This is a genomic window from Pantoea sp. USMM079 (assembly GCF_037153115.1).
GTDB classification, from domain to species: Bacteria; Pseudomonadota; Gammaproteobacteria; order Enterobacterales; family Enterobacteriaceae; genus Pantoea; species Pantoea communis.
In genome coordinates this window covers 1-20395 of record NZ_JBBCKX010000002.1, presented here as the reverse complement: position 1 = coordinate 20395, position 20395 = coordinate 1, and the positions used below count along the sequence as shown (strand labels likewise).

The following is a 20395-nucleotide window of genomic DNA, read 5'->3' as shown; positions in this document are numbered from 1 at the left end:
GTACGGGATTTGTCAGTCTGGTGCATGCCCCCCAGCTTAAATACAGGGTTTGCGGCACACTTATGCGCGATCAACCTCAAGTGACGCGTTTTCCGGCCAGCGCGCTGAGGGAAACAGCGATAAGCGGATATTGAACAGATGGAACATCGGCGTAAACAACGCCTGTTCCTGTAATGTTCGCGCTTCTAAACCCAGCAGCAGGCGATTAAGTTCATGCAGCAACGCCGAATGGGGCTGTGTCTGCAGTGATTTCAGCCTGCGTTTGAGGAACACACTCAGCTCATGGAACATCGCCGCACTCTCAATGCCATTCTCGGTCAGCAGCGCTTTGTGCCGCGTGTAATAGTCGTAACAGTTGGCGCCAAGCCAGGCCTCGGCAATCAGATTGCCGCCGGAAACCAGATCGGGCGAGGGATCGACGCGCTTACGTGGCAAGATAATGTTCACCTTATCCAGCGTACGCGCCACAAATTGCTGGCGCGCCGTCATCGTTACCGTGTTGAGACGCAGCGCAGCGATAAACTGCAGCAAATCGCGGATCCCTTTACGCACCGCGCGTTTCGCCGTCCACGATGGACGCTTGTTACGAATAAGCAATGTCAGCACCAGGGCGATGACAATGCCCACCAGCGTCGAAATCATGGCGTTCACTATAAGCAGAAGATCGGGCTTGAAATGGTGGCTCATACCAATCAACCCCGGAATCTGCGTGGCGACAATCAGGCCAATCAAATTGGTTGCCGGGTTGGCAATCACCAATCCCAGCGCAAATAGTCCGGGCGCGAGGCAGATGATCATCGCTTCAAACGTTACCGCTTGTGGTATCAACACGGTAACGTAAAGCAGACTGATCGCCATTGAGATCAATACGCCTTTCAGGAATAGCTTCATCGGCGCGATAGGACTGTCCAGCCCGGCAAAGAATGAGCAGAGCACCGCCGCCATCATTGGCGCAGTCGAGCCATCTTTCCAGCCGCTGCCGATCCAGAACAAGCAGGTGGCGAAGGTGGCCAGAAACGCAGTAAAGCAGGAAAGCAACAGCAAACCTTTATCGACATGCTTATGCGCACGCACGGTTTTTCCCGGCTTGACGGTCGGTGTCCATTCACTCACGCGCTCGCTGACGCTGTGATAGGCATTAGCGATACGCACGAAGTTGAGCAGGCGCTCCAGCAATCCAATCAACAAAATACTCTCTTCACTGTTGAGCCGCCCCTCCTGCCAGGCCTGCTTCAACTGCGCCTGTGCAACGGTCAAAACATCGTGAATCTGAACCTGATCATCGCCGTTCAGCCATAACAAAAACTGCTGGAATGCCTCTGCAACATAGTCCGGAAAACGGATTTCCTGCTGCGCCAGCAAATTAAGCCGCGACTCAATCGCTGTCAGCGTTGGAATCAAATAGGAGAGGTGTTGATACTGCACGCTGACCAACCGCACCAGACGTCGCGCGGCATCGCCTTCATATACACAGTGTGTAATCAGGGTTTCGACGTTGAGAGGATAGTTCGCCATCTGCACCAGGATATCTTCTCGTTCCACCGATTTATCAGCTGGCATCACCGTGACTAACTCGCTGCACAGCTTGCGCGCATTCTGGTACCACAGGCTGACGCTTTGCTCCAACAGACTGCGCATCGACACTGGCATGATTAAGCGGTGCACCAGGCTGCTGCAGATGATCGCCACCGTGATCTCTTCAATACGCGAAATCACCGTGTAGGTGATGGCCGAGGGTGACGTGACGTCGGGAAAGCCCATGATCGCCGCACTGTAACCGGCGAGCATAAACACATAGCTTTTCGGCGTGCGGTCATGCAGCGACAGATAGAGACATACCGCCACCCATAAAGAGATGCACAGGCTGAACAGCATCGGTGACTCTACCGTAGTGGGATAGATTAGCAGTGTAAACAGCCCACCCAGCACGGTGCCAAAGAAGCGAAACACCGATTTCGATACGGTCGAACCCGAATAGAGTTGTGAGGCAACGTACACTGTAGTCAGTGACCAGGCCGGTTTATCGAGATTGAGTTCCAGAGCAATGTAAAAAGCCAGAAAGGCGGCAAGACAAGTTTTGGCAGAAAACAGCACTGCGCTTTGTGAAAACCACTTCATAGAGCGAAAGAAACCCATAGCAGGCAACGTAAGCGCCTATCCTGACAGAAGCATATCGAGATGACATTTTGATTTGTTATACAAATTATTACCGTGCTAATTATCTGGGCATCTATGCAAATCAAGATGACATGCTGATTACAGTGAATGATCTTGATCACAAAAAATTAGGTTATAAGCGATCGAAATTCGTTATTTATTGGTTATATAAGCGCTTTGCTATGGTGAGAAAAAATCCACGAGAGACTCATCATGCAAACAAAAATTCCTGCTCTGAGCGCGTTGGCGCTTAGCTTTGGCCTGCTCTCTGCGCACGCCTTTGCCGCTAAACCAGAAACCGTGACCATCGGCTATCAGAAAGCCAATATCTTTGCGCTGCTGAAGTATCGCGGCACGCTGGATGAAACCTTCAAGAAGGAAGGCATCAATGTCCGCTGGGTAGAATTTCCGGCCGGGCCGCAGATGCTGGAAGGGCTAAACGTGGGCAGCATCGATTTAGCCGCCACCGGCGATGCTCCACCCGCTTTCGCGCAGGCTGCCAAAGCGGATTTGATTTACCTCGGTCACTCCCCTGCTAACCCCAAAACCGAAGCCATCGTGGTACCTAAAGATTCGCCGATCAAAAGCGTGGCGGATTTGAAAGGTAAGCGCGTTGGGTTGAACAAGGGTTCTGACGTGAATTATTTGCTGGTGAAAGCGCTGGAAGATGCCGGACTGAATTATAAGGACGTGAAACCCGTTTACCTGCCACCAGCTGATGCGCGCGCCGCCTTCCAGAAAGGCGCGATTGATGCGTGGGTGATTTGGGATCCGTTCCTCGCAGAAGTGGAAGCGAACGCCGACGCGCGTGAAATCCGCAATGCAGAAGGTTTGGTGCCGCATTACACCTTCTATCTCGCCAGCCGCCCCTTTGCCGAAGGCCATCCTGACACCGCGAAACAGGTGGTGGATGAATTGAGCAAATTGAGTGACTGGGCGAACGCCAATCAGGATGAGGCTGCCGCGATTCTGTCCAAATCGACCGGGTTAGATAAGGCAATCTGGCAGACCACCTTGAAACGCCTGCCGTATGGCGCTACGCGTATGACGCCGCAGGTGTTCGATGAACAGCAGGCGTTAGCCGATACGTTTACCCGTGTCGGACTGCTGCCGGTGAAAGTGGATGTGCGCAGTGCGACCTGGTCACTGGATAAGCAGTGACCAGATAGTGTGCGGCCTTGCGGCCGCACACTGTTAAACAGTTATAAACACTCTGCCTAAACGCCCACGCGTTTCTGCTCGTTGATGCGCTTCAACCACCTTTTCCAGCGGGAAAGTACTATCGATAGGCACGATCAGTTCGCCTTTCGCCGCCATCACCATCAGTTCATTCACCAAATCGCGGGCAATCTGTTTTTCACCCCATTCTGGTCCCAGCAAGCATCCGATCAACGTAATACGGTGCAACAGCAGATATTCCGCATTGACCATCTGATTACGTCCAGCGAGAATGCCGATCAGAACCGCCGACCCGCCGTCTTTTAATACTTCAATGCCATCTGACAATGCTGCGCCGCCGATGGTATCGATCAGTAAATCCACTTTATTGCCGCCCAGCAATTCCCGCACCTGCTCGCCAGCCTGCTTGTCACCCACCACAATGGCGTCATTGAGGCCAAATTCACGTAATTTTTCCAGTGATTCGGGACGCGTACCGGTTCCGATCACCCGGACACCCATTCTAGAGGCCAGTTGGACCGCTGCCATGCCCACCCCACCCGCCGCGCCGAGAATCAGTACGGTTTGGCCTGGCTGCAGCTGACCTAAATGAAACGCCCATGCAGCGGTGCCTGGCCCAACCGGAATGGCAGCAGCAATGCGCGCATCGAGGCCTTCTGGAACAGGAAAGCAGTTATAGGCAGCGACAGCGCGACGTTCTGCATAGGCACCTCGCCAGTTGAACGTTGCCACTTTCTGACCAATCTCAAATCCCGTCACGTTTGAACCGATATCAAGAATGGTTCCTGCCGCCGCATAGCCAAGCGACTCACCCGCTTGTAAGTGCTGACTATTGCGCGAAATGATATCGCCACCCTCAACACTAATGGCTTCCACCGCCACCAGCAGCTCATCCTGCGTAATCGAAGGTTCAGCGACATCCATCAGTTGTAAAACCTCCGGACCTCCTGGTTGGGGGTAAGTGACTGCTTTCATCTCTGCTCTCCACGTTTCTGAATACGAATAATGATTGGTCGTTAAAGCGTAGCGAAGCCGATGATATGTTGGTAGGCTGCATTCACATGTATCAGACATAATCACATCATGATATCGGACAATTTTGAACCCGCGCTGCTTCGTACTTTCGTTGCCGTTTGTCATCACCGCAGCCTGACACGCGCCGCCGAACAGGCAGGACGCGCGCAATCCGCTCTCAGTGCACAGATCCGCCGACTGGAAGAGCATACGGGCCAACGTTTGCTGCGTCGGACTGGGCGAGGCGTTGTGCCCACCAAAGAGGGAGAAGTGCTGCTCAGTTTTGCGGTGCGAATTCTCGCGTTGGGGGAAATGGCGGTCGCGCAACTGAGTGAAAGTACGCCCGCCGGCACACTTCGCATCGGTATGTCCGAAGATGTGGCATCGAGTTTGCTCCCCTTTGCACTTGGCAGGCTGAGAAGATTGTGTCCGGGTCTGCACATCGAGCTTTCCATTGAGAGCGATCACATCCTCGCCAGGCGTTGGCAGGAGAGCGCGTTTGATATGGTCTTGGGTCTGACCGCCGGTTTCAGTGAAGACCCGTTAACCAGTTGGGAGATCGACCTGCATTGGGTGTGCGGAATTGACTATCCCTGGGATAGCGCGCTGACGGTCGATGCTATTGTTTGCGGTGAACCTTGTTCATGGCGACGCTTGATGTTTGATGCGCTGATTGAAGCAGGCAAGGAGTTTAGGATCGCGGTAACCAGCTCCAACCTGGGTGCGATCATCCCCGCTGTTGAAGGCGGATTGGGTGTGGCCATGCTGCCAGCGGAACTCATTCGTCATGACAGTATGCGTCTGGTGAATGTCGCGCAGGCTCCGGTAAAAGTGACATATGGTTTGTTTGTCACGCGGCGGCCGAATTCCAATGTCACCACGGCGCTGAATGTGATTCAGGACAGTTTAAAAACGTTGTATTAGAAGTGGGCGGCTCAAGCCGCCCGGCATGAAATGTTTTACCCTTCCCCGCGCCCAATTTGCCAGATCCCTGTCGGCGGCGTCCCGTTAACCTTCCAGCCACCGATGTCACGTGCTTTATAGATCACCGGATTGTGTGACGAGACGGTACGCGCATTACGCCAGTGGCGGTCTAGCGCTTTGCTGATACGCGTATCCGACGCGCCGATCGCGTTAAACAACTCAGTTGCTGCGCGTGGTACCAGCTCACTGGCGATCACCTGTGCCTGACCCGCTTCAGCTTCTGCCAGCGCATTCACTGCCAGAAGTTGCGCTTCGTCGCTGCTTAAGTGCGCTTCATACGCTGATTGCAGTGAATGTGCGGCGCGGATCACCGTCGCTTCGACGGCAAACGCCAGGCTGGTGATCTCACCGATGACCTGTAGCACCTGCACATCCTGACGTGATGAATCGCCGTTGCTGTGGCTGTAGATACGATTGCGAGCGGCCACCGCTTTTGCACCATCGCGTGCGACTGCCCTCCCGATCCCGGCTAGTGTTGCCAATAGCACATGTTGATAGAACGCGGTTTGATATTGGAAGCGCGTGGCGAAATCGAAGACGTGTTCCTGCTCGACGTGAGCGTTGTCAAAGCGTGTGGTTCCGCTGCCGGTCAAGCGCTGGCCGAAACCATCCCAATCGTCTTCACGCGTTATACCAGGTTGGTGAGTGCTTACCAGAGCGATGACATCACCCTGGTTATCGTTGCGTCGTGCATACACATCAATCCAGTCCGCAAACAACGTGCCCGTGCTGTAAAACTTCTCGCCGTTGAGCGTCCAGCCATTTGAGACGGGCGTGACGCGGGTAATCACATCCCCGAGTTTGACTGTGCCAATTTCTGTCCAGCCACTGCCCACCAGCTCGCCATCGTTAAAGCGGCGGAACCAGCGATCGCGCTCTGCACTCGCGGGCTGGTTGAGGCGGTCCTCGACAAATGCAAAGTGCGCACGTAATGCCTGCGGCAGATTGGAATCCGCTTCCGCCAGTTCGGTAAGCAATTGGAACAGCTGCGGTAGCGATGCGCCCCACCCGCCCTGCTCTTTAGGGATGCGTACCGTGCCGAAGCCCGCCTCTTTTAACCAGGTGATTGCTTCATGGGGCAAGGTGCGGCTGCGTTCGCGCTCCACTGCGCCTTCAGCAATACGATCAAACAGTGGGCGGAAATGCGCCGCCAGCGCAGCGTAATCGGTGCCTGTAGAAAGTTGGCTCATAATCACTCCTGATGAGAAAGATCGTCGATGTCGTGGCGCGTCGGTTCGTGGCGCACCGCGAGCAGGAAAAAGATCGGGATGATGGCGGCAAGCGACACCACCCAGAACATATTGGTGCCCAGCGCCGCCTGCAGAATCGGCAGAATAAACAGCGCCAGCGCGCTGCCAATCCCTGACAGCGCACGACTGAAGCCCACGCCAGTAGCGCGAATGGAAGTTGGATAAGAGAGCGCCGGATAGACCATCAGCTGCGCACCCGGACCAAAGCCTTCAGCAAACAACCACAAGCCAAGCATCAGCACCGCAAACACAATCCCCGTAATCGCTTCAGGGTGCCCAATCAATGCCAATGCAATCAGTGCGAAGAATTGCAGTGCAAATCCGGCCATTGCCACATGGCGAGACGGATATTTCCAGGCCAGACGCATGCCCAGCAGACCGCCGGTGAAAGCAAACAGCGCGTTCAGGCCGAGCGATGCGGAGATCGTTTCAAACACGCCCGCGCCGAGGAACTGTGCGAGGATCGAAGGCAGGAAGAAGGCGATCGCGGTGTATTCAAACGAAATGCAGATGTTCATCACGCCTGCCACGATAGTGCGTTCACGCCAGGGTTTCTGGAACAGCACGCGGAAACTTACTTTGGGTGCCGCTTCTGCTGGTGGTGCTTCGGGTTCCGCTTCATGCGCATGAATACCGTAAGAGTCACGCAAAATGCGCACCGCAGACTTCAGATCGCCCTGATTGGCTGCCCACAGCGGTGATTCGTTCATAAATTTGCTGCGTACCGCGATGATCAACAACGCAGGAACGGCCCCGAACAGCAGCGATGCGCGCCACAACCAGTCAAGATGCTCTTTCGGTAACAGGAAGTAGAGCGCGAAGATCAGCAGGAAACACACCGTTGACGCGGCGTACCACATCGGGCACCAGGCGGCGAGTCGCGCGGCTTTGTTGCCTTTGCCTGCGAATTTAGAAAATTCCGCCAGGTAGGACATCGCCACGGGTAAATCGATACCCACGCCAATCCCCATCAGGAAACGTGCGCCAATCAGTACCCAGACATTGGGCGCTAATCCCGCTGCGATGGCCGAGACCACGAAGAACAGCATATCGGCCATAAACACCGAGTAACGGCCATATTTGTCGGTCAGCCAGCCACCAATGAGATTACCGACGATGGTGCCGACCATGATTGAGGACGTCACCAATCCGGTGAGAAGAGGAGAAAGCTGGAATTCGCGTACCACATCGTCAATTCCATAAGAGAGCGTGGTGAGATCGTAGGCATCGAGGAAGACGCCGCCGAGCGCGAGGAACACAATCATGCGCGCATAATTGTTTTTGTCACTGCGGGTGTTGATCAGCCTTGCCACATCACTGACCGAACGAACCGGCTCAGACGTCGGTAAGGTGTTTTCGAAAGAAACGGTACTCATAATGCCTCACGTTGTTTTTTAGTTGTGCAGGTGAGGTTGTTATAAGCGGTTACCTTTCAGGTCCAAAGCAACAAATATTGATATTTAATTGTTTAAAATCAATAACATAAAATACACTCAAACACAAAAGCCCGGACGCGCATCGCGAGCCCGGGTGAAGGGTAACACCAGGAAATTAGTCTGCAGAGACCGGCACTAATACGCCTTTAACTAACGGATCATCCGTCGTTTTCAGCCACTGCTGAACGCGAGGATCGGAGAACGCCTGTTTTAGCTTAACGATGTTCACCTGCTCCAGATAGGGCGTACCAATCACCAACTGCGAGGCAAAAGTACGCGGTGCCGGAGGGAACAGAATGCCTTTATCACGCGGCACTTTTCCGGCATCAAACTGCGAAACATAGCCAATCGCCGCGTCCACCGAATTCAACGCGCGTGGCATGGTTAGCAAATCGAGTTCTTTGAAGACGAAGCCATGCGGATTACCGATAATGTTTTTTAATTTGGCGGTACGCGGTTCAACGTTGGGATCGAGTGTGATCAAACCCTGACGTGCCAGCAGCCACAAGGCCTGGCCCTGGTTGGCTCCATCATCCGGCACCACAATGGTGGCCCCCTGCGGCAGGTCGGCTATGGATTTATAGCGATCGGAGTAGACGCCAAATGCCCACTGGAACAGCGGTAAGGCAGAGGTGAGCTGGAAACCGTTGGCATCCACCACCTGCTTCAACCACCACTGGTGCTGATAGACGGTTGCCGCATATTGTCCTTGCGCCACGGCGCGATCCGCCTGCACCGGATCCTGCACGCCCACCGCTTCCAGCTTCAGACCATAATCCGGCGCGATGTGCTCGCCAACATACTCAATCAACTTCTGTTCTCCCGCCATTGCCGGTTCAAAGTGGATTTGTAGCGTGGTGCCAAAGACCACCGCTTGCGGTTGCTGACTGCGCCAGAACCCTGCGGCGGCGGCCAATGCAATGACCACTATAATCAGTAGCAGCCACGGCCAGCGGCGCGTCTTACGTAACTCAAATTCTTGTGTTGTCATCGTGATATCCCCTGAGGATGGCGTAGAATTGCGACTAAACGGTCACCGATAAATTGAATGGTTTGTATCAAAGCGATCAGCACCACGATGGTGGCGATCATGATGTGGTTGTCGAAGCGCTGATAGCCGTACACCACGGCTAAATAACCGATACCGCCCGCGCCGATGGTGCCGGCGATGGCGGAGTACTCGATCATGGAAATCAGGTTGAGGGTGATGGCGGCAACAACAGCAGGTAAGGCCTCACTCAGCTGCGCCGAACGGATGATCTGCCAGCGCGACCCGCCGCATACCAAACCCACCGAGGTCACTTCGCCTGGCAGTTCACGCAACGCGTTATCCACCAGACGACCAAAGAACGGAATGCCCGCCGCAATCATCGGCACAACCGCCGCAGGGATGCCGATGGTGGTGCCGGTCAGCCAGAAGGTGAACGGGATGATCGCGGCCATTAACACCAGAAACGGCAACGAGCGTCCCATATTCACTATCCAGCTCAGCACCCGATGCACGCCGCGATGGGGAAACAGTCCACGTGCTGAGGTGTTAAACAACACCACGCCAACGATACCGCCGAGGCTCACCACGAACAGCATCACGATGCCGACCATCAGCGCGGTCTCACCTATCGCAGGTAACATCAATGCCGGAATTTCCAGCCACGGCGTGTCCTGACTTATCACGGAAACGCTCATACCGCCTCCCGCAGCTGATATACGCTGCCCGAGACGCTGGCAACCAATCCAAACTGTTCAAGCTGCGCCAGCAATCGCGCCAGTGGCACACGCTCTTGCTGGAAATGAATGCCTACCTGTAAGCGTCCGGCCTGAATACCATTGACCTGCTCAACATGCGCGCCGAGCAGATCGATGCGCAGATTGAACTGCACACTCAGACGCGAGATCCAGTCGCTGATGACCGGTACATCTGTGCGATAACTGAGTTGCAGAATCAATTCCGCCACGCCAGGTTGCGCCACCAGTGGGAACAGACGTTGCCCCAGTGAGGAATCGGGCTGCGCCAGTAACTGTTTCAGCACGCCATACTGCACAATCTGCCCATCGCGAATTTCGGCAACCGCATCCGCCGCCTGACGCACTGCATCCATCTCGTGGGTGATCAGCACGATTGCCAGCTTATAGTCGTCACGCAGTTTCTTTAGCAAATCCAGCACCGCCACCGTGGCTTCAGGATCGAGACCAGAAGTCGCTTCGTCGGCCAGCAGCACGGAAGGCTTTAGTGCCAGGGCTCGCGCGATGCCAATCCGTTGACGCTGTCCCCCCGAAAGCTGGTCGGGATACGCTTTGGCTTTATGGCTCAGTCCAACACTCTCCAGCAACTCACCGACACGCGCAGAAATATCCCGCTCGACCACACCGAGATAACGCAACGGCAGCGCGATGTTTTCCCAGGCACTTTTGCGCTGCAGTAAGGCAGAAGATTGAAAAACGGTGCCAATCGAACGGCGCGCGCGACGCAGTGCCTCGCCATTCAGCCGCGAGAGATCGCTGCCATTGATGCGAATGCTGCCCGCGCTGGGCTGCTCCAGTAAACTGATGCACTTCGCCAGCGTGGATTTGCCCGCGCCGCTGGGCCCAACGACAGCAGTGATGTTGGCCTGTGGTACCTGCAGGTTGATGGCTTTCAGCACCTCGGTGATGCGTCCATCCGCGGTGCGGTAATGCTTACTCAACTGGTCAATTTCAATCATATGACCTCCGGCAGTACCGAATTTTTCACCCGATAGCCCACGCCGGGATGCGGTGCGGTTAACTGTGGTCCGGCGTTAAACAGCTTCTCGCGCAGCGTACCTTCCGCATACGCCTTCTTATAAACACCGCGCTTTTGCAGTTCAGGTATTAGCAGTTCAACCACATCTTCAAAGGTTTCATGCGTTAATGCGTAGGCGAGGTTGAAACCATCAACGTCAGTGTCTTCCACCCAGCTTTGCAGTTCGTCGGCCACAGTTGCTGCACTGCCGACAATCAGCGGGCCAAAGCCGCCAATGCCCACCCAATCCGCCAGCGCTTTTACCGTCCACTGACGATCAGGGTCGGCGGTGGAGAAGGTTTCGACGGCTGACTGGATGGCATTGGTGTGCAGGTACTTCAGCACCTGATCCGGCTGATATTGACCGAAGTCGATACCCGTCCAGCCAGATACCAGCGCCAGTGCCCCCTCGTAACTGACATAGCTTTGGTATTCTTTCCACTTCGCCTGCGCGGCGGCATCGGTCTCCCCGACGATTACCGTTTGCAGATTGAAGATCAGGATGCTGCGCGGATCGCGCCCTGCTTCTGCTGCACGGCGACGAATATCCGCGACGGTTTTCTTCAGCAGCACTTTCGACGGCGCGGCAACAAACACGCATTCAGCGTGCTCAGCGGCAAACTGTTTGCCGCGACTCGATGCTCCCGCCTGATACAACACCGGCGTGCGCTGCGGTGACGGCTCACACAGGTGAATGCCCGGTACGTTGAAGAAGGTGCCCTGGTGATTGATGGGGTGAATTTTGCGGGGATCGCTGAAGATACGCCGTTCACGAGCGCGCAATACCGCATCCTGTTCCCAACTGCCCTCCAGCAGCTTGTACACCACCTGCAAATATTCATCGGCATAGTCGTAGCGGCTGTCGTGATCGCTCTGCGCCTGATGACCAATATTGCGCGCCCCGCTCTCCAGATACGAGGTCACAATATTCCAGCCGATGCGCCCTTTGGTCAGGTGATCGAGCGTCGATAAACGGCGCGCAAAGGGATAAGGATGCTCAAACGATAGCGATGCGGTGAGACCAAAGCCGAGATGCTCGGTCACCAGCGCCATTGGGGTAATCAACGCCAGCGGATCGTTAACTGGCACCTGTGTGGCCTGCCGAATCGCAGCATCACCGTTACCGTTCAGCACATCGTAAATACCCAACACATCGGCGATAAACAAACCGTCAAATTTGCCACGCTCCAGCAGGCGCGCCAAATCGACCCAGTACTCCAGATCTTTGTATTGCCAGGAACGGTCGCGCGGATGCGCCCACAGGCCCGGTGATTGATGTCCGACACAGTTCATATCAAAAGCATTCAGGCGAATTTCACGTTGCGATGGCATAGCAATCTCCATAGCGAGGCCGTGATCGTGCGACGACCCGGCGTTCGTTAGTGTGTTTTTAGGATGTTTGAGAGATTAAGAAGCGTAAGGGGGACATCGCTCGTCTTGAGCGATGTGAAGATCTTCAAGAATTTGCTGAGCAACGGCAGCGGCGTGATCAGCAACCTGTGGCAGGCCCATCAACTCACCGAAACGCGCGCGGGCGGCGGGTCCGACTACGAGCAGGCGGGCGTTGGGCAAGCCTTGGTGATTCAGTGCGTGTGACTGCGTATCAACGTCGAGGCCAAAGCCAAGCTGATCACCGCGAATCAGGCCTTGATTACTCAGCGAACGTAGCAGCGGCTGGCTTTGTGTCAGCGCATCATGCCCCGGTCCGGTGGTGACGATCAGATGGTCGAGCACGCGCGTTTCAATTTCACCGTTGCGCGTGTGCAGAGTGATTGCCAGCTGGTGGCCCTGCGCTGTAATGGCCTGCAGTCTGGCTGCCATCACCTGCAAACTCCCCTGCTGCTGTCGTCTGATGATTTCCGCTGACACCTGCGGCGCGATACGATAACGATGTACATCCCACCACGCGCGCAGATGGCGCACAAAGCGCTTTTGCTCGCGCAGCGGCAAGGTTTGCCAGATGGTTTGGCCCTGTGCGCGTACATCGTCCAGCACGCGTTGCCAGGGTAATTGCTGCCGTGCAGCTCGGGCAACCTCATCCCTGATGTGATGCAGCCACAGACGCGCGCTGGGGACGTTCTGAGGCGCTAACGTCCATTCAGGCCACTCACCCTGCAGATTAGCGCGTGAGAGCTGTCCACGGCGTGAGAAAGCGGTTAACGGGCCTTGATGATGCCGAGTGCCTAATGAGGCAACCACATCCGCCATACTCAGGCCGGTTCCGATAATGGCAACGGCGGCATCATGATCTATCGCATCCAGCACGCCGGCTTGCCATGGATTGGCAATGAGCGCTGGGTGATGGGCAAAGGGCTGCAGCGAGCGAGGCAAGGATGGCGGTGGGTGACTGATCGCTAATGCCAGCACATCGCCCTGTAGTGTCTCGCCATTGCTGAGTAACAGCTGCTGCCCTTCCCAAGCCATGGCACTGGCCTGAACGTGCCGTAACTCAATCTGCGGATGCCGTTTCGCCGCGAGGGCAAACTGCTCTGCCAGGTAGCGACCAAACATCGCGCGCTGCGGATAGACTGATCCGTCATCACAATGGGCTACTGAATCCAGTGAACACTCAGGCTGCTGACGATACCAGCGGTCAAAGGCGCCCTGCTCATCGCCGCTGAGTTGCATGCGCGAGGCAGGTACATTGATGCGATGCGCCGGTTCCTGCGTGGAGTAGGCCACCCCACCGCCCAGTTGCTCACGCGGTTCGACCACTGTAATCAGTAATGGAGAGGACGATTGCCGCGCGAGATGAATCGCCAGCGCCGTTCCGCTGAACCCGCCACCTGTGATGATAATGTGAGGTCGTGCCATCGTCTTCTCCTGCATTAGCTGGCGCTCGCCTGTTTTGAAGGACGTTTATCGCCACCAATGGTTTCGCCAAACGGGCCGGTGTTAATGGTGCGCGCACGCTGCTGCTGACCATTTGCCAGCGGTAATAGCGGCAGCAGCAATTCTGCCACACGATGCGCCTCTTCCAGATGCGGATATCCCGACAGGATGAAGTTGGTCACACCCAGTGCCTGATATTCCCGTATGCGTTCGGCCACCTGCTCAGGACTTCCTACCAATGCCGTTCCGGCTCCGCCGCGCACCAGACCAACGCCTGCCCATAAGTTTGGTGAGATGTAGAGATTATCGCGCGAGCCTTTGTGCAGCGCGCTCATACGCGCCTGACCTGCTGAGTCCATTCGCGCAAAGATCTTCTGCGCCTGCGCGATGGTGTCTTCATCCAGATGACCAATCAGTTTCTCCGCAGCCGCCTTCGCTTCCTGCTCTGTCTCACGCACAATGACATGCAGGCGGATGCCGTATTCCAGTTTGCGTCCGCGTGCTGCTGCACGTTCCCGGACCACCGCCAGCTTCTCTGCGACCTGCTCAGGAGGCTCACCCCAGGTCAGATAGGTATCGATTTGCTCAGCAGCAACATCAATGGCGGCCTCGGACGAACCGCCAAAATAGAGCGGTGGGCCATTGTCCTGCACCGGAGGGAACAACACCTCTGCGCCTTCAACGTGAATGTGCTGCCCTTCATAGTCAACCTTCTCTCCACGCATTAAGCGGCTATACACGTCGAGAAACTCTTTGGTGACTTCATAGCGTTCACTGTGATTGAGAAAGATGCCGTCGCCTTTATTTTCTACCGGGTCACCGCCGGTCACCACGTTAATCAGCAAGCGTCCTTCAGAGAGGCGATCTAAAGTGGTAGCCATGCGCGCGGCTAATGTCGGCGGCTGTAACCCTGGACGCACGGCAACCAGGTAACGCAGTCTTTTGGTGATGGGTGCCAGTGCAGAAGCAACCAGCCATGAATCTTCACAACTTTTTCCGGTGGGAATCAGCACACCGTAGTAACCGAGATTGTCGGCGGCCAATGCCACCTGCTGTAAGTAAGCTAAATCAACCGGGCGCCCACCTTCTGTGGTGCCGAGATAGCGACCGTCACCGTGCGTCGGGAGAAACCAGAAGACATTGATGTTCTTGTTTGCGGATTCGGCCATTATGCTTTTCCTATATAACTTTATTAAAAAATGATCATTTTGGGATGCTTTTTTAGTTATATAGCTGTTAGCGAAAAACGTGCCAGCTTTGCCGTTTTTGATAATCACGGTTTTTCAGCAGGTTAGACACTTAGCCACACTTCTGCTTGTTGCATTGGCAACTTACCGCCTACAGCTATTGCTGCATATGCAACTGCTTATGCTTTTTTCCTGCTGTTCACAGTGAATAGCAACGATTAGCGTGTGCTGATACTCCTTAATGGACATCAAACTATGCTGACCAACTATAGCAATTACGCCGACTCACCGCGTTTAGTCGACCCGGCTTCTCTCGCTTTTCAATCATTGCTCGACAAATTCGCCCCCACTGACGCCACGGTATTGATTGTCGGCGAGACCGGCACGGGTAAGGAAGTTGTCGCACGCTATCTCCATCATCATAGCCAACGCCGCCATGGCCGCTTTCTCGCCGTTAACTGCGGTGCTTTAACTGAAAGTCTTGCCGAAGCCGAACTCTTTGGTCATGAGAGAGGGGCATTTACCGGCGCGACCCAGGCGCATCCCGGTTGGTTTGAATCTGCGCAGGGCGGCACTCTGCTGCTGGATGAGATTGGAGAGCTGAGTTTGTCGCTACAGGTCAAGTTACTACGCGTATTACAGGAGCGCGAGATTACGCGCGTGGGTTCGCGCAAGCCGATTAAAGTCGATGTGCGTGTTATTGCGGCCACCCATGTTGATTTGGCACAGGCGATCCGCGAACGGCGATTCAGGGAAGACCTTTACTATCGCCTCAATATTGCGGTGGTGCCGCTGCCTCCGTTGCGACAGCGTCGTGATGATATCCCGCTGCTGGCGCAGCATTTCCTTTCGCTGTATGCACGTCGTTTAGGTCGACCGGTGCGTCGTTTGTCACCGGATGCTTTAGAAGTGCTACTGGAGTACAGTTGGCCGGGCAATATTCGCGAGCTGGAAAATACGCTTCACAACGCAGTACTTCTGAGTCGGGAGGAGACGCTAACGCCAGCTCATTTGCGACTGACAAGATACAATGAACAGGGATTTAACAACGCGGAAGCATCAACGCTTGATAACTTCCTGCGTCAACAACTCTCCACTAAGCCCAATCAACTGTTTGATAGCGTCATCACCAGCCTGATTACTCACGCGCTGGATTTCACTGAACACAATCAGACACAGGCCGCGGCGTTGCTTGGCATCAGCCGCCACACGCTGCGTACTCATCTTGCTCATCAGGGAATGATAAAAGGACGGCGTAAGGCGGCGAGTTACATTGCAACTGCCTCTGCTGATGAGCCTCATCAGGAACGCGAGTTACGTATCGGTTATCAAAAATTCGGTAATCTTGGGGTATTAAAAGCACGGCAAAGTCTTGAGCAGTGCTTTGCACAGCAGGGCGTCAGCGTGTTGTGGAGCGAATTTCCTGCCGGGCCTCAACTGCTTTATGCCTTACAAAATAACGAGATCGATTTCGGTACCACCGGCGAGGTGCCGCCTATTTTCGCCCAGGCGAATGGCAATGCAGTGACCTACATTGCCTGGGAACCCCCTGCGCCCAGTAGCGTGGGGATAGTTGTCCCAATCGATAGCAATATCCGTAGCATTGCTGATTTACGTGGTAAACGTATTTCGGTCAATAAAGGTTCTAACGTTCACTGGTTATTGCTGCAGCTGCTGGAAGAAGCAGGTATCGCCCTTGATGAACTCAAAGTGGTGTATGCGCCGCCGAAATATCCTCTGACGGCCAGTGATTATCTGGCGGTCGATGCATGGATGATGTGGGACCCCTTACTCAGTGCGGCGGAGAGCAATCCTGAGTTGCGCGTGCTGGCCAACGGTGAGGGGCGTGTGCGCAACCACCAATTTTATCTGGCACGTCGCGATTATGTGGAAAAACATCACGACGTGGCCCATCAGCTAGTGGAGAGTTTACAGCAGACCGGCATTTTTATTGATAATCATCGGCAGGAAGCTGCTGGTCTGCTTGCGCAGGAATTGGGTCTTGACCTTATGGCCGTTGAAAGAGCTTTAACACGACGCAGTCATAAAACCCGTTCAATGGTATTTGAAGTGATTAAAGAGCAACAAATCATCGCCGATCGTTTTTATGCATTGGGTCTGATAAACAAGCCTGTCCGTGTTCGGGAAGCGGTTTGGCAATCGCCCAGCGTTTTGTCACTGACAGCCTAACGACCCGAATAAAGTTATCCACCTTTTCTGTGGATAAATCATTGAATATCATCTGGCTAAACCGGGTTAGTACCCTCGATGCAGCGCTGAAATTTGCTGAAATGCTGGCGATTTCAGCCTGAAATTAATTTAAAAAACACTTTTAATTCAATTTATTAGCTGTGAAATCCTGATGGCGAATGAAGAATATTTCAGGGCATTCGCAATCTGATTTCCTCCCCTGGATAGCCTTTGTTGATTTCCTATCCAGCTGGTTATTTTGCCTTCACCACAGATTCACTAAACTCTACGGCGCAAGAATGTTATGCATATAGACGGTGAAAAAGTTGGCGATTTCAGCCTGAAATTTCTAAACAGGTTAGATATTTTTCATACAGTTAGCAATGAAATAGCACTGGCGAAAAGCTGAAATTCAGGCAAAAAAAAACCGCCCGAAGGCGGCATTTCGCTACTGATTGAGATATTTATTGAGTGTCTCGTTTATCACCCGATCCAACTCATCTTGCAATTCTTTCGACTGGCGATTGAATTCGTAGCTGAACATGCGGCCGCGTGTCTTCTTGCGGGCATAGCGATCTTTATCAGCAAACGTCCAGAGAGGCGTGGCGACCGCTTTGTCCTTTGCTGGCGACTGGATCAGTGTTTGGCTACCATTACGCACCAGACGCAAAATCCCATTTTTTACTTCATCTTCAGCCAGACCATCACGTGCGCAGACCGTATCGACATCCATGCCAATGGTATCAATTAAGGCTTCAACCGACTGACCAATCTCCTGAAGCTTCTCATACGCCTGCAGCAGCGTTTTGTAATCCGGGTAAGTTAACTCGGAATGATTTGGGAACAGGGTAACCAACTCCAGTGGTACGCTCGCGGCTTGCAACGCACGCGTAACTTTTGCCTGCGAGAGGCCTTCGCTCTGAGCAATCTCTTTCTGTGACAGGCCACTCTCTTTTAATGACAGCAGGCGCATCCCCACTTCACGCAGATTATGTTCGCGTGCGGTTTGGATGTCCTGCGCCAGACGACGTGCTTCATCTGCCGTGATGGCAACCTCAGTGACCAGCACATCCAGCCCAGTTTTGCAGTGCAGAGCGGCGGCACGGCGGCGGGAACCATCCAATATTTCGATACGATCGCCGCGCTTCACACCAATAGCAGGGAAGAACTGCTGCAATTTAATGGTGCGGATAATGTCGCGCAGCGATTCAGGCGTCAAGCCTGACTGGTCGCGGCCATTTGTTTCCATTACCACATAGGTTTTTTCTTCAATTTCCTTCGCCGTAATGTGTTCAAGCGTGAACAGGGCACGTTTACCGGTCGAAAGGATAAAGGTTTGAGAATGTCCGTCTGAGGCATCCTCAGTCTGCAAAGGTGTCTGGCTGAAGGTACGGCCAATCGTGATTCGTTTTGCGCTCATAGTAACCTCAGTTCAGGCGAATAAATTCAATGCGATCAAATACGGCTTTAGCGAAATCTTCCGCTGCCGAACGCGCATTCTTTAAGGCTTCGGTGCTGCCCACATAGGTCGATGGGTTCGCAGAGATCACCGTATCAAACGACTCTCCACAGCGCTCAAAGCCGTCCAGCCGCGGTAAAGCAGCATCCAGCATGTCGCCGCCAAAGATCTCTTTCGCCAGGCTGTGACAAAGCTTGTGGTCCGCTTTATTCGATAGCTTGGACATAAAGCCGATGTTGCCTTGCAAGCGGCAGGATGCGCCTGATTCCTCAATGATGCCAATCAGTTCCGGCAGGCGCGTCAGATACTTCAACGTCGAGTGGAAATCAACTTGTGCTGGTGGAACTGGCGTCATCAGTAAATCAGATGCGGCGATGGCGTTCTTCAGGAAGGCATCCAGATGTGGGCCACTGTCGATGAAAATGAAGTCATAGTCTTTCTTCAGTTTTGCTACGACGTTGTCATACAGAACCGCATGCACATTCTGCGTAGGCAGATGCTCAGCACACAGTTCTTCCCAACGTGATGCAATGAAGGCGTCGTCAATGGAGGCCGGCAGTACGTCGACACCAGGAATAATCGATGGCACGATGAATTCATTAAGCAACTCTTCGCGGCCCACGTTTTGCAGCATCGCTTGCGCAGCTGTGGCTTCTACCAGTCCGACCGAACGCTCATGATTGAGGAACATGGTGGCAGAGGATTGCGGATCGAGGTCGATAACCAGAATGCGCAGATCTTCATACAACAGATGTGGGTGCGCACGCAGCGCATGGGCCAGTGAGACCGTTGAGACGGTTTTCGATACGCCACCTTTGAGATTACCAACAAACAGCGTGAATGCCTCTGCGTGACGATCGCGATACTTTGGCACGCCGCGATGATGGTAGATATCAATGATGTTTTGGATGGACATTGCGTACTTGGTAGAGCTGCCCGCCGCGCGTTTATCGAATGGATAGCCGTTCTCTTCCATTTCATTTACGGCGTAATCAACGCTCGCACGCGTTAATTTAGGGAGTTTGGCTAACGCCGCTTTGGCGTAAACCTGATAAAAAGTGTTTTCCTGCAACTCTTCTTTCTGCGCCTGAATCTGTTCCGTCAGGCTCATTAGCATTTTTTCTGAACGTTGTGCGACTTTCAGAACTTGCTTCTCATCGTTAGCCATACTTGCTCCACACATGTAGGATTTATGACTTTATACCGAAATCCTGCACATGAGGCAAATCTATCTCATCTAATGCGAAACATTTAGCGCTGTGAAAATACCTTGAGTAAGAGCGTGTTAGTGCAAACATTCACTGTAATCAGTGGAGATGTTTTAATCAGAACGGAATAATGGATGAAAGTGTGAGCAACGCCTCATTCGCGTATTTGCTCCAGCATTCACTGTAATCAGTAATTTGATCGTCCGTTGCACGAGATTTGCGGGCAAGGTGATATGGCTGAAATCACAGCCTGCATTCACTATATTCGGCATAAGATTCACTGTAATCAGTAAACGTTCACTGTAAGTGGCAATAGGTTCACTGTAATCAGTAAACAACTGCGCTACGTTCACTGTAATCAGTGATATTGATTTTCACGATGAGCAGTTGAAAGCCAGGGCTCTCCATGACGAAATCGGCTGCAAGCGTTTTCGGTTAGTAGAGACAGCTTAGTCCTAATATAAGCATTCACTATAATCAGTAGACTGCATGTGGGGAGCATTGATTTAATCCGAGTGTTCACTGTAATCAGTAATTAACAGCTCGTATGGCTAGCTAGCATTCACTGTAATCAGCAATTTGTCTAAGCCACATTCAGACGTTCACTGTAATCAGTAACCCAAATCGTGTAATAGCCCCCGTTTAAACCGGACACTTCACCAGTAAGACATAGTCATAGAGCTATGTTTAAGGAGTGTCCTGTGCAAAGAATCGAAGTGATCACTGGCGAGCAAAAAC

General features: G+C 53.7%; 15 protein-coding genes. 3 read left to right on the top strand and 12 right to left on the bottom strand.

The features are described from left to right. Positions 1–60: 60 nt before the first annotated feature. Positions 61–2118, bottom strand: a complete 2058-nt coding sequence (locus WFP70_RS04565; RefSeq protein WP_337022750.1) for an FUSC family protein — start codon at positions 2116–2118, stop codon at positions 61–63. Between the two features lie 252 nt (positions 2119–2370). Here WFP70_RS04565 and WFP70_RS04560 point away from each other — a divergent pair, with 252 nt between their 5' ends. Then, positions 2371–3318: a sulfonate ABC transporter substrate-binding protein gene (locus WFP70_RS04560; protein ID WP_166935264.1), complete on the top strand. Its 948-nt coding sequence runs from the start codon at positions 2371–2373 to the stop codon at positions 3316–3318. A 33-nt stretch (positions 3319–3351) separates the two neighbouring features. Here WFP70_RS04560 and WFP70_RS04555 read toward each other — a convergent pair whose 3' ends face one another. After that, on the bottom strand, positions 3352–4311 hold the full coding sequence (locus tag WFP70_RS04555) for a quinone oxidoreductase family protein (RefSeq protein ID WP_337022749.1): 960 nt from the start codon (positions 4309–4311) through the stop codon (positions 3352–3354). Between the two features lie 108 nt (positions 4312–4419). Between WFP70_RS04555 and WFP70_RS04550 the strand changes: the two genes are divergently transcribed. Beyond that, positions 4420–5274, top strand: coding sequence for a LysR family transcriptional regulator (locus tag WFP70_RS04550; RefSeq protein ID WP_072226533.1), 855 nt, complete (start codon positions 4420–4422; stop codon positions 5272–5274). Positions 5275–5309: 35 nt separating this feature from the next. On the opposite strand, the gene WFP70_RS04545 is transcribed toward WFP70_RS04550, so the two are convergent. The 8 genes from WFP70_RS04545 to ssuD all read right to left on the bottom strand — a co-directional run bounded on the left by WFP70_RS04545 (position 5310) and on the right by ssuD (position 14782). After that, complete coding sequence (locus tag WFP70_RS04545) at positions 5310–6524, bottom strand: acyl-CoA dehydrogenase family protein (RefSeq protein ID WP_337022748.1); 1215 nt, start codon at positions 6522–6524, stop codon at positions 5310–5312. A 2-nt stretch (positions 6525–6526) separates the two neighbouring features. Beyond that, positions 6527–7960, bottom strand: coding sequence for an MFS transporter (locus WFP70_RS04540; RefSeq protein WP_211728749.1), 1434 nt, complete (start codon positions 7958–7960; stop codon positions 6527–6529). A gap of 175 nt (positions 7961–8135) precedes the next feature. Further along, positions 8136–9011: a MetQ/NlpA family ABC transporter substrate-binding protein gene (locus WFP70_RS04535; protein WP_337022747.1), complete on the bottom strand. Its 876-nt coding sequence runs from the start codon at positions 9009–9011 to the stop codon at positions 8136–8138. After that, on the bottom strand, positions 9008–9706 hold the full coding sequence (locus tag WFP70_RS04530; protein WP_097117643.1) for a methionine ABC transporter permease: 699 nt from the start codon (positions 9704–9706) through the stop codon (positions 9008–9010). Before WFP70_RS04530 ends, WFP70_RS04535 begins: the two co-directional genes overlap by 4 nt. Then, on the bottom strand, positions 9703–10722 hold the full coding sequence (locus tag WFP70_RS04525) for a methionine ABC transporter ATP-binding protein (protein WP_337022746.1): 1020 nt from the start codon (positions 10720–10722) through the stop codon (positions 9703–9705). Before WFP70_RS04525 ends, WFP70_RS04530 begins: the two co-directional genes overlap by 4 nt. Then, positions 10719–12113 (bottom strand): LLM class flavin-dependent oxidoreductase, encoded by a 1395-nt coding sequence (locus WFP70_RS04520; protein WP_337022745.1) that lies wholly within the window; start codon positions 12111–12113, stop codon positions 10719–10721. Before WFP70_RS04520 ends, WFP70_RS04525 begins: the two co-directional genes overlap by 4 nt. 75 nt (positions 12114–12188) lie before the next feature. Further along, entirely contained in the window at positions 12189–13595 is a 1407-nt protein-coding gene (locus tag WFP70_RS04515; RefSeq protein ID WP_337022744.1) for an FAD/NAD(P)-binding protein, read from the bottom strand. A 14-nt stretch (positions 13596–13609) separates the two neighbouring features. Beyond that, on the bottom strand, positions 13610–14782 hold the full coding sequence (gene ssuD, locus WFP70_RS04510; protein ID WP_337022743.1) for an FMNH2-dependent alkanesulfonate monooxygenase: 1173 nt from the start codon (positions 14780–14782) through the stop codon (positions 13610–13612). A 276-nt stretch (positions 14783–15058) separates the two neighbouring features. On the opposite strand from ssuD, the gene WFP70_RS04505 reads away from it, so the two are divergent. Continuing rightward, positions 15059–16990, top strand: coding sequence for an aliphatic sulfonate ABC transporter substrate-binding protein (locus WFP70_RS04505; RefSeq protein ID WP_442956334.1), 1932 nt, complete (start codon positions 15059–15061; stop codon positions 16988–16990). Positions 16991–17438: 448 nt separating this feature from the next. Here WFP70_RS04505 and WFP70_RS04500 read toward each other — a convergent pair whose 3' ends face one another. After that, a complete protein-coding gene (locus tag WFP70_RS04500; protein WP_160866954.1) occupies positions 17439–18410 on the bottom strand; it encodes a ParB family protein in 972 nt (323 codons plus the stop codon). A gap of 7 nt (positions 18411–18417) precedes the next feature. Further along, positions 18418–19617, bottom strand: a complete 1200-nt coding sequence (locus WFP70_RS04495) for an AAA family ATPase (protein WP_058960453.1) — start codon at positions 19615–19617, stop codon at positions 18418–18420. Positions 19618–20395 lie beyond the last annotated feature (778 nt).

What these genes read in the sequence shown, in the direction of transcription:
- WFP70_RS04565 (WP_337022750.1), bottom strand. Translation starts at nt 2,118, where the DNA reads ATGAAGTGGTTTTCACAAAGCGCAGTGCTGTTTTCTGCCAAAACTTGT.
- WFP70_RS04560 (WP_166935264.1), top strand. Translation starts at nt 2,371, where the DNA reads ATGCAAACAAAAATTCCTGCTCTGAGCGCGTTGGCGCTTAGCTTTGGC.
- WFP70_RS04555 (WP_337022749.1), bottom strand. Translation starts at nt 4,311, where the DNA reads ATGAAAGCAGTCACTTACCCCCAACCAGGAGGTCCGGAGGTTTTACAA.
- WFP70_RS04550 (WP_072226533.1), top strand. Translation starts at nt 4,420, where the DNA reads ATGATATCGGACAATTTTGAACCCGCGCTGCTTCGTACTTTCGTTGCC.
- WFP70_RS04545 (WP_337022748.1), bottom strand. Translation starts at nt 6,524, where the DNA reads ATGAGCCAACTTTCTACAGGCACCGATTACGCTGCGCTGGCGGCGCAT.
- WFP70_RS04540 (WP_211728749.1), bottom strand. Translation starts at nt 7,960, where the DNA reads ATGAGTACCGTTTCTTTCGAAAACACCTTACCGACGTCTGAGCCGGTT.
- WFP70_RS04535 (WP_337022747.1), bottom strand. Translation starts at nt 9,011, where the DNA reads ATGACAACACAAGAATTTGAGTTACGTAAGACGCGCCGCTGGCCGTGG.
- WFP70_RS04530 (WP_097117643.1), bottom strand. Translation starts at nt 9,706, where the DNA reads ATGAGCGTTTCCGTGATAAGTCAGGACACGCCGTGGCTGGAAATTCCG.
- WFP70_RS04525 (WP_337022746.1), bottom strand. Translation starts at nt 10,722, where the DNA reads ATGATTGAAATTGACCAGTTGAGTAAGCATTACCGCACCGCGGATGGA.
- WFP70_RS04520 (WP_337022745.1), bottom strand. Translation starts at nt 12,113, where the DNA reads ATGCCATCGCAACGTGAAATTCGCCTGAATGCTTTTGATATGAACTGT.
- WFP70_RS04515 (WP_337022744.1), bottom strand. Translation starts at nt 13,595, where the DNA reads ATGGCACGACCTCACATTATCATCACAGGTGGCGGGTTCAGCGGAACG.
- ssuD (WP_337022743.1), bottom strand. Translation starts at nt 14,782, where the DNA reads ATGGCCGAATCCGCAAACAAGAACATCAATGTCTTCTGGTTTCTCCCG.
- WFP70_RS04500 (WP_160866954.1), bottom strand. Translation starts at nt 18,410, where the DNA reads ATGAGCGCAAAACGAATCACGATTGGCCGTACCTTCAGCCAGACACCT.
- WFP70_RS04495 (WP_058960453.1), bottom strand. Translation starts at nt 19,617, where the DNA reads ATGGCTAACGATGAGAAGCAAGTTCTGAAAGTCGCACAACGTTCAGAA.